Annotated in this window: 8 protein-coding genes; all 8 read left to right on the plus strand. The window is 65.1% G+C overall.

All coding sequences use genetic code 11. From position 1 onward, the window contains the following. Window positions 1–67 precede the first annotated feature (67 nt). Window positions 68–9886 (plus strand): peroxidase family protein, encoded by a 9819-nt coding sequence (locus KJP29_RS01010; protein WP_218461679.1) that lies wholly within the window; start codon window positions 68–70, stop codon window positions 9884–9886. A gap of 96 nt (window positions 9887–9982) precedes the next feature. Then, on the plus strand, window positions 9983–11740 hold the full coding sequence (locus KJP29_RS01015; protein WP_218461680.1) for a type I secretion system permease/ATPase: 1758 nt from the start codon (window positions 9983–9985) through the stop codon (window positions 11738–11740). Window positions 11741–11755: 15 nt separating this feature from the next. Continuing rightward, window positions 11756–12721 carry a hypothetical protein gene (locus KJP29_RS01020; RefSeq protein ID WP_218461681.1) on the plus strand — a complete coding sequence of 322 codons (966 nt, stop codon included), beginning with the start codon at window positions 11756–11758 and terminating at the stop codon, window positions 12719–12721. A gap of 31 nt (window positions 12722–12752) precedes the next feature. Further along, entirely contained in the window at window positions 12753–14066 is a 1314-nt protein-coding gene (locus KJP29_RS01025; protein ID WP_218461682.1) for an HlyD family type I secretion periplasmic adaptor subunit, read from the plus strand. 93 nt (window positions 14067–14159) lie between these two features. After that, a complete protein-coding gene (locus KJP29_RS01030; protein WP_218461683.1) occupies window positions 14160–15656 on the plus strand; it encodes a sensor histidine kinase in 1497 nt (498 codons plus the stop codon). A 141-nt stretch (window positions 15657–15797) separates the two neighbouring features. After that, the gene (locus KJP29_RS01035) at window positions 15798–17213 is read left to right on the plus strand and encodes a YcjX family protein (RefSeq protein WP_218461684.1); all 1416 of its coding nucleotides are present in this window, start codon (window positions 15798–15800) and stop codon (window positions 17211–17213) included. 44 nt (window positions 17214–17257) lie between these two features. After that, entirely contained in the window at window positions 17258–17650 is a 393-nt protein-coding gene (locus tag KJP29_RS01040) for a GNAT family N-acetyltransferase (RefSeq protein WP_218461685.1), read from the plus strand. Next, complete coding sequence (locus tag KJP29_RS01045; protein WP_218461686.1) at window positions 17647–18651, plus strand: YcjF family protein; 1005 nt, start codon at window positions 17647–17649, stop codon at window positions 18649–18651. The genes KJP29_RS01040 and KJP29_RS01045 overlap by 4 nt, the downstream gene beginning before the upstream one ends. The last annotated feature ends 7 nt before the right edge of the window (window positions 18652–18658 follow it).

Raw genomic sequence — 18658 nt, forward strand, 5'->3', positions numbered from 1 at the left:
TTTTTCCCCAATGATGGCCGCGATCCGTCCGGACGCCGGCTGAACTTTCTACTTGGGGGAAATTCAAATGGTTACTTTGAACACGAACGATCTCGCGCACATCCTTGCTCAGATCCAACTCTCGGAAGAACACACGCGGCTCATCAATGAAGGCATGGACCCGGGCGCGGCCCTGGCCCAGCTTCTCTCGAGCCCGCTGGTTCCCTACGGCCTTCGCACCGTCGACGGCAGCTTCAACAACTTCCAACCCGGGATGGAGCGCTTCGGCGCCTCGGACGAGGTCATGGTCCGGCTGCTCACGCCGAACTACGCGGATGCGGAAATCAACCAGCGCACCGGACAACCGACCAGCTATCAGCAGGCGGATGGCTCGGTTTATGACAGCCAGCCGCGGACCGTTTCGAACCTTGTCGCGGATCAGACGCTGAATAACCCGGCGGCCATCGCGGCCGCGCTTGCCGTGAACGGTGTCACCGGCGCCGAACAGCTCGCCGCGGTTCAGACCGTTCTCACTGCCTTCCGCGAGGCGCAGGCCGCGCGTGCCGCTGCCACCGCGGCTGGCCCTGCCGATCCGGCGGCGGTTGCCGCCGCGAATGCCGCTCTGGCGGATGCACAGGCGGCTGTCGACGCCGCACTTACCGCCCTCGCCGATGCCGTTGGCCAGAAAAACGTGACCGACGCCGCCCTTGCCGCTGCGATTTCCCGACTCGATGCGGCAAATGCCGCGCTTCTGGCCGAAGATCCGAACGCCGGCAGCGTGATCGACGCCCTGGCGGCAGTCGCTTCGGCGCAGGCTTTGCTGGACGCGGCGCAGAACGACGCCGATGCCGCGCAAGCTGATCTGGACACTGCCATCGCCGAACTTGAGGCCCGCGAGGCCACGCTCGACGCCGCACTCGCTTCCTTGACCGCCGCGCAGGCACTCGTCGCCAACATCGCTGCCCGCATCACGGCGGCTGAAATTGTTCTCGCCGATGCCGAAGCGGCTCTTGCCGCGCTCCCGGTGTCGGCAGATGTCGCGCTGGCACAGGCGGCTGTCGACACCGCCGAGGCCGATCTGTCGGCGGCACAGGCCGATGCCGCACTTGCCGCGATCACCCTGTCGGATGCGGAAGCGGCGGTTGCCGCCGCCGAAGCCGACGTCGCGGCCGCCACGGCTGCTGCCGATGCAGCGCAGGCGACCAAAGACGCCGCTGATGCCGACGCCGTTGCCGCGCAGGATGCTCTCGATGCGGCGACCGTTGACCTCGCCGCTGCCGTCGCGGCCTCCAATGCGGCCTTCGCCGACCTGGGCGCAGCGGTGGCGGGTGGCGACCTTGCCGTCATCCTCGCGGCTTCGGCCGCCTATCAGGCCGCACTTGAAGAACAGCAATCGGCCCAGACCGCACATGATGCAGCTGTGGCCGCCGATGCGGAGGCGGAAGCCAATGCCGTGGCCGCTGCCGACGCGCTCACCGCCGCGCAGGCGACGCTCGCAGATCGTGAAGCCGACCTTGCCCAAGCCGAACTGGACCTTGCCGCCGCGCAGGCCGCGCATGACGCGGCCCTTGCGGACATCGCCACTGCCGAAGGCGTGCTGGCCGATGCGGAAGCCGCGCTGGCCGACGCGATTGCCGCTGATACGGCCGTCACCGAGGCGGTCGCGGCCCGTGACGCGGCAGCTGCCGCGCTTGCAAGCCTGCAGGCCGCAGCCGGTGTCGCAGCGGACCTCGTGACCGAACAGACCGATGTCGTTTCTGCCGCACAGGCCGAAGTCGCGGTTGCCGAGCAAGCGGTCACTGACGCTCAGGCCGCGCTGGACGCGGATCAGGCTGCACTCGCCGATGCGCAGGCCGCCCTTGCGGACGCGGAAGCCGCGCTTGAGGCGGCTGGCGCCCTTGGTGACGCGGTGACCGAGGTTGCCGAGGCGCAGGCCGAGTTCGACGCTGCCCAGGCCGCAGCGCAGGCCGCCGATCAGGCGGTCGCCGATGCGAGCGGCGAGCTCGACGCGGCCAATGCCGCCCTTGCCACCGCGACCACCGATGCGACCGAGGCCGACGCGCCCGCCGCCGCGGAAGCCGCCGCCGCACTCGCTGAAGCCGCGCTCGGCGTCGTGCTGGAAGAGCACGGGATCGAGCTTGAAGGCGACTCGGTCTTCATCCGCAACGTCGCGACCGACCTTGGATCGTCGGCCTCGTTCAACGGCTTCATGACGATCTTCGGTCAGTTCTTCGACCACGGTCTCGACCTGACCAACAAGGGTGGGAACGGCAACGTCATCATCCCGCTCAACCCGGATGATCCGCTTTACGTGGAAGGCAGCCCGACCAACTTCATGGTCCTGACCCGCGCCACCAACGATCCCGGCGCGGACGGTATCCTCGGCACCGCCGACGATGTGCGCGACCACAACAACCAGACGACACCCTGGGTGGACCTGAACCAGGTCTATACCTCGAACCCGTCTCACCAGGTGTTCCTGCGGGAATACGTGATGGTGGATGGCCGCCCGATGGCCACCGGCAAGATGCTCGAAGGGGCCGCTGGTGGCCCGCCGACCTGGGCCGACGTGAAGGCACAGGCGTTCAACATGCTCGGGATCGAGCTGCACGACCTGAACGTCCATTCCGTGCCGCTTCTGGTCACGGACCTCTACGGCGAGTTCGTGCGGGGCGCCAATGGTCTGCCGCAGATGATGACCGCTTCCGGTCCGGTTGAAGGTGACCTCGACGATCCGATCTCCGGGCTTGATGCGCTCAGCGCTGCACGCGGCTTCATCGACGACATCGCGCACAACGCGGTGCCCAAGGGCCCGGTCGATCACGACCGCAACCCGGCGACGCCCATGGTCGAAGTGACCGCCGACGCAGACGACGTGATCGGCAACCCGATCATCCCGAACATGTTCGGGATCGCGACCGAATACGACGACGAACTCCTCGACGCGCATTACATCGTCGGTGACGGGCGCGGGAACGAGAATATCGCGCTCACTTCGATCCACACGATGTTCCACGGCGAGCACAACCGTCAGATCGACGCGATCATCGAGCATCTGACCTCGCCCGCCGAGGGCACCGGCGTTGTCGATATCGACTTCCTCAACAACTGGCTCCTCGTGCCGATCACCACGCTGCCGGCCGACCTCTCTTCTCTGGTGTGGGACGGTGAACGCCTGTTCCAGGCGGCGCGCTTCTCGACCGAGATGGTCTATCAGCACCTCGTCTTCGAGGAATTCGCCCGCACGATCACGCCTTCGGTCGATCCCTTCGTTTTCTCGCATTCGGCCCAGGTCGACGGCGCGATCTTCGAGGAGTTCGCCCAGGTGGTCTATCGCTTCGGCCACTCGATGCTGAACGAGACCGTCAACCTCCTCCACGCGACCGAGAACGGTGCGACCATGGAAGAGATCGAGCTTCTCGATGCCTTCCTCAACCCGATCGCTTTCGCCGAAGCGGGTGTGGATGCGGAAGCTGCCGCAGGTGCAATCCTGCGCGGCATGACGCGTCTGGCCGGCAACGAGATCGACGAGTTCATGACCGAGGCGCTGCGCAACAACCTGTTGGGCCTGCCGCTCGACCTCGCCGCGCTGAACATGGCGCGGGCCCGTGAAACCGGCATCCCGTCGCTCAACGAAGCGCGTCGTCAGTTCTATGAGCAGACCAACGACACGCTGCTCAAGCCCTATGAGAGCTGGACCGACTTCGCGGCCAACCTCAAGAACCCCCTGTCCATCGTGAACTTCATCGCGGCCTACGGCACGCATGAGGACATCGTGAATGCCACGACGCTGGCCGACAAACGGGACGCGGCCTGGGCGCTGGTCTTCGGCACCGAGGGCGAGACCGCGGCGGAACGTGCCGCGCGGCTCGACTATGTGAACGGCACGGGCGACTGGGCCGGAGTCGAAACGGGTCTCAACCATGTCGACTTCTGGATCGGCGGTCTGGCCGAGGCGCTCATGGCCTTCGGCAGCATGCTGGGCTCGACCTTCTCCTTCGTCTTCGAGATGCAGCTCCAGAACCTGCAGGCTGGCGACCGGTTCTACTACCTCAGCCGGACGCAGGGCATGAACCTGCTCACCGAACTGGAAGCGGACGGCTTCGCCGAGCTGATGCGCCGGACGACGGACACCGAACATGTCGGTCTTCATGTCCCGGGCGCGGCCTTCACCACGGCGGATTACGTCATCGAGATGAACCAGGCGCTTCAGTACAACGAAGGCCTTGGCAACGCCGATCCGACGAAAGAGGCTGACGTGCTCGCTGCACTCAATGGCCATGACAAGCTCGTGGTCCGCGAGGACCTCGACGGCGACGGCGATACCGATGTCCTGACCTATCTCGGCGACGAGCATGTCGTGATCGGCGGCACCAACGAGGCCGACACGATCACCGGCGGTCTCGGCGACGACACGATCTGGGGCGAAGATGGCGATGACCGCATCGACGGCGGCTATGGCGTCGACCACCTCCTGGGTGGTGCGGGCGACGACATCATCACCGACAGCGGCACCGATATCGGTGCAGGCGAAGTGATCGACGGCGAAGACGGCGACGACGTCATCAACGGCGGCATGGGTCTTGACCTGATCTTCGGCTCGGAAGGCAACGACGTCATCACCGGCGGCGAGGATGCCAAGGACATCTTCGGCGGCGCTGGCGACGACTTCATCCGTGCGCCCACCGGCGGTGGCGCCATCTTCGGCAACGAAGGTGACGACTGGCTCGAAAGCCAGGGCATGATGAACACGCTCACTGGCGACAACTCGGAACTGTTCTTCAACTCGACGATCGTCGGTCACGACGTGATGATCGCTGGCGAGAACGACACCGACTTTGACGGCGAGAGCGGCGACGACATCATGGTGCAGGGTATCGGCGTCAACCGGAACAACGGTATGGCCGGCTTCGACTGGGTGTCCTATCAGGGCAACAACTATGACGTGAACGCCGATATGAACATCGGCATCTTCGTCAACCAGCAGGCCAACATCCTGCGCGACCGTTTCGACCTTGTCGAAGGTCTGTCGGGCTGGGTCGGCGACGACATCCTGACAGGTCGCGAGGTGGTGAACGGTGCCGCCGATGTGGCCGGCAACGCCGCTCAGGTGGGGGCCAATGCTCCGATCGAGAGCTTCTCGAACACGCTGCTCGAGAAGAACATCGACCGGATCGCCGGTCTGCGGGAACTCGTGGCGCATCTTCAGCGCTTCGATGTCACCCATCCCGATGGCACCACGAACGAGACCCTCGTCGGCGTGATGGACACCTCGGACGGCTCGGACATCATCCTTGGCGGTGGCGGGTCCGACACGATCCGTGGCCGGTCGGGCAACGACATCATCGACGGCGACAAGTGGCTGTCGGTGTCGCTCGCGGTCAGCGCGCCTGACGGAAGCCTGATGGGACGCGCCATCAGCCTCGCCGGTCAGGTCATCGGGACCGACGGCTCGGTGCTCTTCGGGGGTCGGACCCTGGATCAGCTCCTCTTCGCCCGCGAAGTGGTCCCGGCCCAACTGAGCGCCCTGCGCGAAATCGTGGATGGTGGCCAGGACGGCGACGTCGACATCGTGGAATACTGGGACATCCAGGAAAACTACACGATCACCGAGAACGGCGACGGGTCGCTCACGGTCACGCACAACACGGCCACGGCCGGCGTCATTGACCCGACCACGGGCCGCGAACTCGAAAACGAGGGCACGGACCGGCTGACCAACGTCGAGATCTTGCGCTTTGCGGATGGCGACTGGATCGTGCCGCAGGGCGAGCCGCCGGAAGCGACGGCGGACCGGGTGATCCTGGGTCGCACCGGGACCTACAACCTCGCGGATGCGCTCCTTCTGGCGAACGACGTGGACCCCGACAACCTGGGCCTGTCGATCACGGGTGTGGACAGCAACTCCAACGGTCTGAACGTAGGCCACAACGGCTCCACGACGACGATCAACAAGACCAACAACGGAACGGGCAACTTCGACTACACCGTTGCCAACAGTGCCGGTGAGGCTCAAGGCAATGTGGTCGTCTCGGTCGACACGACCGGCACTCTGTCCGGCACAAATGGCAACGACATCATCCTTGTAGGCAACACAGGTCGTAACGTTGACGCTGGCGGTGGCAATGACACCGTGATCGGTGGCAACGGCAACGACAACTTCATCTGGTTCGTGGGCGATGGCCGGGACATCATCAACGGCGGCGGCAACGGCGGCGCGGGTGACCGGTTCACGGTGAACGGCAACAACTCGAACGAACAGTTCTACATCATGCCGCGCAGCACGTTCCTTGCTTTCTTCCCGACTGCCACTCTCGCTGCTGGGACCGAGATCGTGATCACCCGGAACGGGATCAACGCAAACGCGGTGATCGCCGAGCTTCAGAACATCGAGGAAATCACCATCAACACCGGACCCGGTTTCGACCTGGTCATCCCGATAGGAGACTTCTCGCCGACCAGCCTCAACTTCAACACGATCACCATCAATGGCAGCAGCGATGATGACACGGTGGATGTGGGTCTGCTCGACTCGGCGCACCGGATCGTGTTCCGGGGCGAGGGTGGCAACGACATGATCGTCGGTGGGATGCGTCCGCAGGACGTCATCCTCCTGCCGGAAGGCAGCGATGCGGCGGCCTTTGTCCGCACCGTGGACGAGAACGGTCTGGTCACCCTGTCGGATGGCGTGAACTCGATCCGTTACACCGAAAGCGGCGGGCAGCCGAGGCTTGCGGTGGACGGCACGCCCGAGGCGGCGCAGCTCGAACTGCTGGGCACCCTCGACGAGGAGACCGGCGAGCTTCTGACCGGCGAACAGCCGGGGGCCTATGAACTCACGCCCGAAGACATCGCGGCGCTCGAGGCCATGGTCCGCGGCGTGATGCCGAACGCTCCGCAGGGCGACGACGACGATGAAGACGACAATGGCGTGGATGTGCCGGTGGTTGGTGTGCGTGACCTCACGGGTCGCGACAACAACGAAACCAACGCCGGCTGGGGCGCGGCGGGGGAGGCCTATATCCGCCTGACCGATGCCCGCTACGGCATGGTGGATGAAGAGACCGGCAACCGGCTCGTCAACCCGATGTTCGAAGGTCTGGATGCGCGGGATATCTCGAACCTGCTGGGCAAGCAGGCGGAAGGGACCGCCACCGAAACCGACGCCAACATGTTCTTCATGGCCTTCGGTCAATACTTCGACCACGGCCTGACCTTCATCGAGAAGAACGCGGCGAACGGGACCATCGAGATCGGCGGACCGGGATCGCTTCGCTCGCCGACGTCGGACAACCCGGCGGACCTGACCCGCGCGGAAGTTGTGGGCTACGACGAATACGGCAATCCGGTGCATAACAACATCACCTCGCCCTTCGTCGACCAAAACCAGGTCTACGGCTCCTCGAGCCTGATCGGCCAGCTCCTGCGCGAAAGCGACGGAGAAGGCGGTGTCGGGATGCGGGTGCTCCTTGGCGAGGATGATCCCTCGGCACCGGGCCACCAGCTGCTCTCGACGCTGCGCGAAGCGCTCGATCACCACATCGAGGCCGGAACGGTCTTCCGTGGAACCGACATGGGCGACGTCACCCTGCTCGAGTACTATCCCGACCTCGTGGTGAACGGGTCCTACAACCCGCTGGTCGTGGCCGAACTGTCCACCGACTTCATGGGGCAGGGCTGGCCGCTTCTGATCGACACCAACCCCTATATGTCGCTGCTTGATCACTACATCGGTGGCGACGGCCGGGTGAACGAGAACGTGGGGCTCACCTCGCTCCACACGATCTGGGCACGCAACCACAACTTCCACGTCGAAAAACTGATCGACGCGGGCTTCGAGGGCACCCAGGAGGACCTGTTCCAGGCGGCGAAAATCCTGAACGAGACCGAATATCAGCGGGTCGTGTTCAACGAGTTCGCCGACAAGCTCCTCGGCGGGATGATGGGCGACGGCACGCATGGCCATTCCGAATACAACCCGGATGTCGATGCGCGCATCAGCTACGAGTTCGCGGGTTCGGCCTATCGCGTGGGTCACACCATGATCGGCCAGACCCTCACCATTCTCGACGAGAACGGCCAACCTCGTGACGTGCCTCTCTACGACGTGTTCCTGAACCCGACGAACGATCCGATGGCCTTCGCCATGGATCCCGACGGGGCCGGACCGGCGCCGATGCTGACGGGTCAGGACGCTCTGGACGCTCTGTCCGCCTATGGCTACGCACCGCAGCCGGGCTATGCCCAATACGGCACGGCGCAGATCCTTGGCGGTCTGGCAGGTCAGGCGTCCGAGGCGATCGACGTGGCGATGACCGACGCGGTGCGCAACGACCTCGTCCGGATCAACGCTGATCTCTTCTCGTTCAACGTGGCACGGGGATGGGACCTCGGGATCGGCACCATGAACCAGGTGCGTGCGGCGCTCTCGGCTTCGGACAATCCCTATGTCTCCGAAGCGGTCGGTTTCGCCGGGGATCTGAGCCCCTACACCTCGTGGGAGGACTATCAGGAACGCAACGACGTGTCCGATGAGCTGATCGCGCGGTTCAAGGAGGCCTATCCGGACCTCATCCTTCAGGGTGAATCGATCGGCATCTTCATGGCGGCGAACCCCGATGTGCCCTTCCTGATCAACGAGGACGGCACGGTGACCATCAAGGGGATCGACCGGGTCGATCTCTGGGTCGGCGGGCTGGCCGAGAAGCGGATCAACGGCGGTGTCGTGGGGCAGACCTTCTGGGTCATCATCCACGAACAGTTCGACCGTCTGCAGGAAGGTGACCGGTTCTACTACGCCGAACGGATGGACAACGTTCCGGTCTACGAGAACTTCCTCGAAGGGCAGAGCCTGGCCGATATCGTGATGCGTAACACTGGCATCCAGGGCCTTCAGGAAGATGTCTTCTCGCAGGACATGGAAGACGCGGGCATCATCCTGCCGGTGATCGAAGTGGACGCCGACGACATTCCGGGGACGGGCGAGGAAACCGGTGGGGAAGAAACCCCGACGGATGAGACGCCCGACGAAGAAACGCCGACCGAAGAGACGGGCGGCGAGGAAACCGGAGGCGAGGAAACCGGCGGTGAAGAAACCGGCGGCGAGGAAACGGGTGGGGAAGAGACCCCGACCGAAACCGCTACCGCCCAGGTCCTTCTCGGAACGGACGGCAATGATGTCCTCACCGGCGGTGCGGGTGACGATCTGATCCGCGGCGGCGAAGGGCGTGACACGCTCGAAGGCGGCGAAGGCGACGATCTGATCCTCGGCGAAGGCGGCGACGATGCCCTCGTGGGTGGTGCCGGCGACGACATGCTCGACGGTGGCGACGGCTCCGACGCCCTCTTCGGCGGCCTTGGCAATGACCGCTTCTTCCTCTCGGATGATGCGACCATTGACTTCGTCTTCGGCGGAGAAGGGACCGATACGCTCGACATCACGGCCGTCAACATCGGCGCGCGGGTCGACCTGTCGGCACCCGACGTGGGCACGCTCACCATCGGGGACACCGTGGACCGTCTGGTCTCGATCGAGAACGTGGCAGCCGGCAGCGGCGACGACGTTATCATCGCGGGCGATGCGGCGAACACGTTCTCGGGCGGCGAAGGCAACGACACCTACCGCTTCAACAGCGAGACGGCCGCAGATGGCGACCACATCCTCGACTTCGAGCCGGGCGATACCATCGACCTGTCCGGGATCGACGCTGTGCGCGGTGTGGTGGGCAACCAGTCCTTCACTCTGGCCGCCCAGGGCGCCAGCCCGGCCGCGGGTCTGGTCACACTCTCCGAGACCGAGGACGGCGCCACGCTGGTCCAGGGTCACGTCGACGATGACGGCGAAGCGGACTTCTCGCTGACCGTCAACAGCCGTCACACGCTTGGGGCTGGCGACTTCACATTCTGATCCGCCAGCACCACCGGCCCCCCCGCACCCCACAAGACCCCTCAGGGGGGGCCGGACCAAACAAGGACCTGAAGGTCAGTTTTTCGGAGTAGTTTCATGCAAGGTTCGCGCAACACCACCGATTTCCGCAGCCGCCTCAAGGCCGCTGCGATGATCCGCAAGGACTTCAGTCGGCTTGCAATCTTCCTTTTCATCCTGTCCGGGATGATCAACGTTCTGGCGCTGACCGGTTCGATTTACATGATGCAGGTCTATGACCGCGCGCTCACGTCGGGGTCCGTCGAGACGCTGGGTTTCCTGTCGATCCTCGCGCTGTCGCTCTATCTCTTCCACGGCTCGTTCGATGCGATCCGGTCGCACATCCTCGTCAAGCTCGGGGCGCGGCTCGATCATCGTCTGACGCCGATCGCCCACCGCATCGCCATCGACATGCCGCGTTTCGGCTATTCGACGACCGAGGCGCTGGAGCGGTCGCGCAGCGTGGACAACCTGCGCGGGTTCCTGAGCAGCGGAGCGCCCTCGGCGGTCTTCGACCTGCCCTGGATGCCGATCTTCCTGATCTTCGTCTACATGCTTCACCCGGTTCTCGGGCTGGTGACGGCCGCCGGCGCCGTGGTTCTGGCGCTTCTCACGGTCGTGGCCGAACTGCGCTCGCGGCATCTGACGCAGGCGACGCAGTCCGCCTTGGTCGCCCGCAACGCCGCAGCAGAGTCGAATGCCCGGAACGCGGACGTGATCGCGGCCATGGGTGTCGCGGATCGTGCGGTGCACCGCTACGAGGCGCTCAATGACGAACATCTCGGCTATCAGACCCGTGGCGCAACCGCGGGATCGACGATCTCGTCTTACAGCCGCGTGCTTCGCATGATCCTGCAATCGGGCCTGCTCGGGCTTGGTGCCTATTTCACCATCAACGGCCAGATGTCGGCAGGTGCGATCATCGCGGTCTCCGTAGCCTCGTCGCGGGCGCTCGCCCCGATTGACCAGGTGATCGCGAACTGGCGCAACATCCTTGGAGCGCGTCACTCCTACCAGCAGCTTCGCGACACGCTCGCTGCCTGGGACCGGTCGCGCGAAACCATGGCCCATCCGCTGCCGAAGGCGAGCCTCAAGGTCGAGAACGTGACCGTGGCTTCGCCGGAATCCGGCCGCGTGCTGATCAGCGACCTGACCTTCGACCTGAAGGCGGGCCAGGCGCTTGCCATCATCGGGCCGAGCGGCGGCGGGAAATCCACGCTGATGCGAGCATTGGCCGGGGTCTGGTCGCCGCTGCGCGGGAGCATCCGCCTCGATGAGATCGCGCTGGATCACTACGACCCGTCCATGCGCGGGGATTTCATCGGCTACCTGCCGCAAGAGGTGAACCTCTTCACCGGCACAATCGCCGACAACATCGGCCGCATGGCCGAGAACGGAAACGGCGAGCTCGTGCGCAAGGCGGCGGATTTCGCCGGGGTGCACCAGATGGTCGCCCGGATGCCCGACGGCTACGAGACCCGCGTCGAATCCGGCGGGGCAGGGCTGTCGGCTGGTCAGCGTCAGCGGATCGGTCTGGCCCGGGCGCTTTATGGCGAGCCCTTCGTCGTGCTTCTCGATGAACCCAACGCCGCGCTCGACGCGCAGGGGGAACAGGCGCTGAACACCGCCATCACCGCCATCCGCGACCGCGGCGGCATCGTGATCGTGGTTGCGCACCGGACCAACGTGCTGGCCGCCGTGGACACGGTCGCCGTCGTGCACAACGGACGCCTCGCTGCCTTTGGGCCGCGCGACGAGGTCCTGGGCAAGTCCGGCAGCCTCGTGACCTCGGTCGATTTCCAGAACAACACCCGTGCTCCGGCAGCGGGTGCATAATCAGGAGGGAATGTCGTGACCAGCCGTATCGATATCGCAAGTCGCGCAGGGCGGAAGGCACAGCCGACCACGCCGCCGACCGCGGCAGAAGAAGCGGCAAAACCCGTCGACGAGCGGCCCAGCCGCGCTGCCCGGATCTTTGCGCTCATGCTGCTGCCTTTCGTCTACTTCGCGAACACACTGTTCTCGGACGCGAAAGACGCGAGCGCCATCGAGGTGGACAAGCAGGAAAGCGACACCGGCGAGGATGACGCCGCCGCGGCGGGGCCCGCCCCGTCCGGGGATCAACTCGCCGCCGTCGATCCTCTGCGCCTCGACGGGATCAACGCAGAGAAGGACAAGTCAGACATGGATGGTGGCGGTCGCGACTTCTCGACCTCGATCCATGCGTCCAACGGGCGGCAGGGGTCCGATCGCCTTGACGACCTGATCAGCCGCGCGCTGGGCGAGGGCAACACATGGCCCGATCCGATGGGGCCCCTGTCGGGGCCCGATCTGGCGGCCTTCACGGGCACCAACAGCACCGGCGCCGCGCCGGTGAACCGTGGCGGCGGAGCGAACGCGGCGCCGGGCCAGACAGGAGAGAACGGCGAAGGCCAGACGGAACAGCCCGGCGAAAACGCCGGCCCGGATGGTCCCGCGCCGGCACAGCCGGGGGGCGATGCCATCGCCCGGCTGTTTGAGGACATGGGGCACTGGTTTGGGGACCTGCCCGATGAAACGGTGGGCCGGGTCACGGATCTCGTGGTCGGTGATCTGATGCAACATCTGCCGATGGAAGAAATCCTGCGGCAATCGGGGCTGGTGGACGATCCGTCCGGTCTGCCCTTCCTGTCTCAGGTCATCGTGCTGCGCGATCCGTCGGCACGGGACGCTTTTGCTGACCGAATGGGGTTCGGTCAAAACGCAGCGCCGGCCGAGGCCGCGATGACGGTGGAGCCGGTCGATCCGGCCGACCTTCACTCGACGGATCTTGGCTGAGCGCTGCACTTAATTTGAGGGGGTAATTGAAATGACAGAGATGACGATGAAACAAGCGGGACCGTCGCTGCGGCTTGGCTTGGGGTGGCCGATCGCCATATCCGGCGTCCTGATGGTGGCGCTGGTCGCCGGACTTGGCAGCTGGGCGATGGAAGCCAAGCTGAACGCCGCCGTGATCGCGAGCGGCAACGTGCAGGTGGACCGCGAATTGCGCACGGCCCAACATGCCGAGGGCGGCACGATCAGCGAAATCCTCGTGTTGCCGGGGCAGGAGGTCGCAAAGGGCGATCCGCTCGTGAAACTGGAAACCCACGAGACCGAAAGCGAACTTGCCATCCTGCGCATGCAACTGCGCGAAGCCCGTGCTCAGGCCGCCCGCTTCGAGGCCGAGCGCGAGGGATGGGATGCACTGGCGGCACCTGCCGGCGCGGATGCGGCCGATGTGGAACTCGTTGCGGCCATGGCTGGCGAGATGATGCTTCTGGACAACGAACGGCAGGAGCGGACCGCGCGCAAGCGGGCTCTCGCGCTTCAGTCTGAGCGTCTCTTGCTTGAGGAAAAAGCGCTCAAGTCACGGCGCGATGCGCTGCTCAAACAGCTTGAACTTGCCAATGAGGCCCTCGAGCGCAACACCGAACTGGTGGCGCGCGGCGCGGTGGCCGAAAGCCGTCTGACCGAGTCCGCCTCGGCGCAGGCGCGGCTCACCGGGGATTTCGCGGAGGTGGAAGCCCGGCTCATGACCAACCGGGTCGAACAAAGCCGCGTCGAGCTCGAGATGTCCGAACTGGACACGGCGGCGGTGTCGAATGCGCATAAGGAACTGCGCGTTTTGACCCCGAAGATCGCCGAGCTTCAACTCCAGATCCTGTCGCGCGAAGACCTTCTGGCGCGCAGCGTCGTGCGTGCGCCGGTGGCCGGCACCGTGAACCAGGTTCCGGTGAACACCATCGGCCAGGTCGTGGCGCCAGGGCAGACCATGGTGACCATCGTGCCGCGTGACGCCAAGCTCGTGATCGAGTTCAAGGTGGCCACGACGGACATCGACCAGATCGCCTTGGGCCAGGCCGCACGTCTGCGCTTTCTTGCGTTCGATCAGCGTTTGACGCCCGAGTTCGACGGGGTCGTGTCGCACATCGCACCTGCGAGCGTGACGGATCAGGCGGCGGGGGCATCCTTCTACCTCGCCAATGCCGAGCCGGTCGAGAACATCGAGCTGCCGCATGGTGCACGTCTTGTGCCGGGGATGCCCGTGGAGGTCTATCTGACCACGAGGGAACGGAGCCCCTTTGACTACATCGTGCAGCCCATTCGCGACAGCATGTCTCGTGCGATGACCGAGTGGTGATACCCACTCGTAACCTCGAAACGCTTAATTTGTTGCCACAAACACCTTCTCAGGGCATGATTTGGTCCAGGATTGGGCATGGGGTATCTATCTATGGCAACTGACGCGGTCCGTTCGGTGCTCATGTCGCTCGGCGTGCACGTGTTCCGTGTGCGGGACCATATTGCCGACCTCTGGCGTTCGAGCGGGCTGTTGACGCAGTTCCTGTTCCTGATCGTGTTGATCCTGTGGAGCACGACGCAGATCACCTCTTTCGTGCAGCGGGGGATCGCTGCACGAAACATGGTGGAAAGCTCTCTCGAGGTGGAACAGGCGCTCGCGCGGTCCATTCTCGTGCCGCTGATCGGTCAGGAGCCGCTGACTGGCACCATCGACCCGGCCATCAGGACGGCGATCGACAACGTTTTGGAAAGCAGCGTCGAAGACGGTTACATCAACCTGATCAAGCTTTGGGGCCTCGATGGCCGGTTGCTCTACTCGTCGGAAGGCGGACCCCTGCGCGACTACATGATGGATCCGCAGGACATGCGGGTCTACGACGGCGAGACGGTGATCAACCAACTCGACCTCGAAAGCGTCGAGAACGAGGAAGACGTCTGGATCGGGGACCACGTCTACGAAGTCTATATGCCGATGTACAACACCGCGGGCGAGCTGATCGTCATCGCGGAAATCTATTGCTCGGTCGAACTTCTGGTGGCCCGGATCGAACGCATGGTCGGCGAAATCGACCGTATACGCACCATCGTCATCGTGGTCGGGATCATCCTGCTCTCGCTCCTGATCCTTTTCGCCCAAAGGCGGCTCACGCGGCAGGAAAACAAGCTGCTCGACGTGCTGAAGGAACAGGAAGCCCTGACCCTGCACAACTCGGAACTCCTGGACGAATCCGAAGGCCTTCGCCGGGCGCTTGCAGATGAAAACGACAGGTTCCTGAACCACGTCGGGGCCGAACTTCACGACGGGCCGATCCAGCTTCTGTCGCTCTCGTCGCTTTACCAAAGCCAGGTGCCCATCGACCCCAAACATGTGGAAGCCGAACGCAAGGCGCGCGAACTCGTGTCCCAGGCGCTCTCTGATCTGCGCAATATTTCTGTCGGGCTCATTCTTCCGGAACTCGAAGGAGCCTCGCTTCTGGAAAGTGTGCGTCTGGCGATCGACGCTTTCGAGGATGAAACGGATATTCACGTTCCGCGCCGGCTCGACGGGGAAGAGGTCTTCGCCGACAAGCCCCTGCAGGTGGTGGCTTACCGCACGGTCTATGAAAGCCTGAACAACGCAAAGAAACACGCCAACGGCAAGGGCATCTTCGTGGACGCCAAGGTCACCTCCAAGCGGCTGACCATCGAAATCCGGAACGAGGCGCCGCAATCGGCCAAGACGGCCGAAGGTGCGGCCAAGGCCGACCCCGGGGCTTCGGGCATTTCACTTGGCATCATCGGCATGGCCAAGCGGTCGCGCAGCGTGGGCGGGCAACTGTCGGTGAGCCAGGAAGGCGACATGTTCCGCGTCCGCCTGTCGTTGCCCCTGAAGGTCCGCAACCGTCGGCCGCTCACGGCGCCGCGCGCGCCGATCCGGCGCCGGGCCTGAGGCCCAAACCCCATCGAGACCAGACGGTCGAAGCCCAACTACGGAGACAAGCGATAGAACCCCGTGGATGGCCCGGTTGAGCGGGCGATCTGGAACCTTGGCCGGTCTCTTCCTATGTTCATCGAAACAAAGGGGGATTCCTTGGGTCTCGGTGACATAGCAGACGGCATCTATCGCCAGATCGAGGCGGTGGGCGACGGGGTGAACGAGGCGCTGTTCGAGCCGGTGATCCGGCTCGGCGTCACGGGTCTGTCTCGATCCGGCAAGACGGTCTTCATCACCTCGCTGGTCGCGAACCTCATGAACCGGGAAAGGATGGTCGGTCTCGTGCCCGCCGCCGAGGGACGCATCCTGACCGCCTTCCTGCAACCGCAGCCCCACGACGATGTGCCACGCTTCGACTACGAGACGCATCTCTCCGCGATGACCGGACCGGACCCCCATTGGCCGGACTCGACCCGCGCGATTTCCGAGTTGCGCCTGTCCTTCCGGATCAAGCCCGGCGGGCTTCTGGCCGGGGTGCGCAGCCCGCGCACGGTGCATCTCGACATCGTGGACTATCCCGGCGAATGGCTTCTGGACCTCGCGCTCCTGGATCAGGACTATGCGACATGGTCGGCGGACGCGCTTGCCCGCGCGGCGCCGCGCGGCAGTGCATCGGACTTCTTGGCAATGGCCCGCGAGACCGAAGCCAAGGACCGTTTCGAGGAGCCGGAGGCCAAGACGCTGGCCGATAGCTTCGCGCGGTATCTGCGTGACGCGCGGGAGGCAGGGTTCTCCGACTGTACGCCGGGGCGCTTCCTCCTGCCCGGCGAGATGGAGGGATCGCCCGCGCTGACCTTTGCGCCCCTTCCCAAGCCCGACCGGACCCCGCGGGGATCGCTCTACCGCGAGTTCGAACGGCGGTTCGAAGCCTATAAGTCCAAGGTCGTGAAACCCTTCTTCCGCGACCACTTCGCACGGATCGACCGGCAGGTGGTGCTGGTCGATGTGCTGGGGGCAATCCATGCGGGGCCGGCTGCGCTCGAGGACCTGCGCCGCGCCATGGCCGAGATCCTGTCGGCCTTCCGACCGGGGCGCAACGCCTGGCTCACCCAGCTTTTCGTAGGGCGTCGGGTCGAGAAGATCCTGTTCTGCGCGACCAAGGCCGATCACTTGCACCATCTCCAGCACGCACGGCTGACCGCGATCATGGCGGCCCTCATGCGGGACGCGCGCGACCGGGCGGATTTCGCCGGGGCGCAGACCGGGGCCATGTCGATCGCGGCACTGCGCACGACGACCGAGGAAACCATCGACCACCAGGGCGAGAAACTCGACTGCGTGCGCGGCACCCTTCTGGACGGCGACAAACGCGCGGCCTTCTATCCGGGCGAGCTGCCCGAGGACCCGGCGCAGCTCCTTAAACCTGCGCGGGACGGGGCCGTCGACTGGCTCGACGCCGACTACGGGATCATGCGGTTTCGGCCTGCCGAGATCACGCTTCGTCCCGGCGAAGGGCCGCCGCATATCCGGCTTGATCGGGCAGCGGACTTCCTGATCGGGGACCGGTTGTGAGGGGCCTTCGCATAACACCCGCCCGGCGGTGGGACGCGCGGGCCGTGGCGCGCATCCTGTCCGATGCTCTGGACGAACCGCCGTGGTTGCACCGGACCCGCAGCCGGGCCGAAGAGGCGCGGATCGCACGCGACATGGTGGCGCGTGGCTGGGTGCGGGTGGCGCGGCTCGGGGCTCGGGTCGTGGGCTTCATCGCGGTGGAGGATGGCCAGGTGCATGCGCTTTACCTTGCCCGGGTGCACCGGGGCCACGGGATCGGGCGCGCGCTCCTGTCCCGGGTCCAGTCGGAACACGCTTGCCTGTCGCTTCACACCCATGCCGCGAACCACGAGGCGCGGCGTTTCTATGCGACGATGGGCTTTCGCCCGACCGCCATCGGCACGGCCAACGACGAAGGGCTGACCGACATCCGTTTCCAATGGGAGAAGGCGACATGAGCCGCAAACCCGGTCCGGTGCTGATCGACCTCGACGACAAGGCGGATGCGCCCGAGACCCCGGCGAGCGCCCCCCCGGTGCCCGACACCGATCTTGGCCTGCCTGAGCCGCGCGCTATGGAACTGGCGGCACGGATCGCGGCACGCAAACCGTCGAAGCTGTCGCGCTGGTTCTGGGGCTTCGCGCTGTCGCTTGTCGGTTTCATGGCGTCCGTTGCAGCCTGGAACTTCGTGACCGACCTTCTCAACCGCAATCCGGTTCTGGGCCTTGTCGCGACCGTGCTTTTCGCCGGGTTCCTGATCGTGCTTCTGGTCATTTCGATCCGGGAGCTCGCGGCCTTTGCCCGCTTGCGCCGGGTCGATCACATCCATTCGGCGGCCGAGGCCGCCATCGCGCATCAGGACCTGGCGGAGGCGAAAGTGGTCGTGGGCGAGCTCAAGCGTCTGTTCCGCACCCAGAGCGAGATGCGCTGGTATCTCGACCGGATGGAAGAGCGCGAGTCGCAGGTGTTCGATGCCGACGGGCTCATTCATCTGGCCGAGGCGGAACTGCTTCTGCCGCTGGACGAGGCGGCCAAACGCGAAGTCGAGGCGGCGACGCGACAGGTCGCGACGGTGACGGCCGTGGTGCCCCTCGCACTGGCCGACGTGGCGACCGCGCTTACCGCGAACATCCGCATGATCCGGCGCGTGGCCGACATCTATGGCGGACGCTCCGGGGCGCTTGGCGCGTGGCGACTGACGCGGGCGGTCATGACGCATCTCGTGGCGACGGGGGCGGTCGCGGTCGGCGACGACCTGATCGGATCGGTGGCCGGGGGCACGGCGCTGTCGCGTATCTCCCGCCGCTTCGGCGAAGGCGTCGTGAACGGCGCCCTGACCGCGCGCGTTGGCGTCGCCGCGATGGAGGTCTGTCGTCCCTTGCCCTTCACACGAGGCAAACGTCCGTCCGTGTCCAACCTGATCAAGCGGGCGCTGACGGGGCTCTTCGGTTCCTCCTGACGGGTGC

Origin of the sequence: Maritimibacter sp. DP1N21-5 (assembly GCF_019218295.1) — a bacterium.
Classification (GTDB): domain Bacteria; phylum Pseudomonadota; class Alphaproteobacteria; order Rhodobacterales; family Rhodobacteraceae; genus Maritimibacter.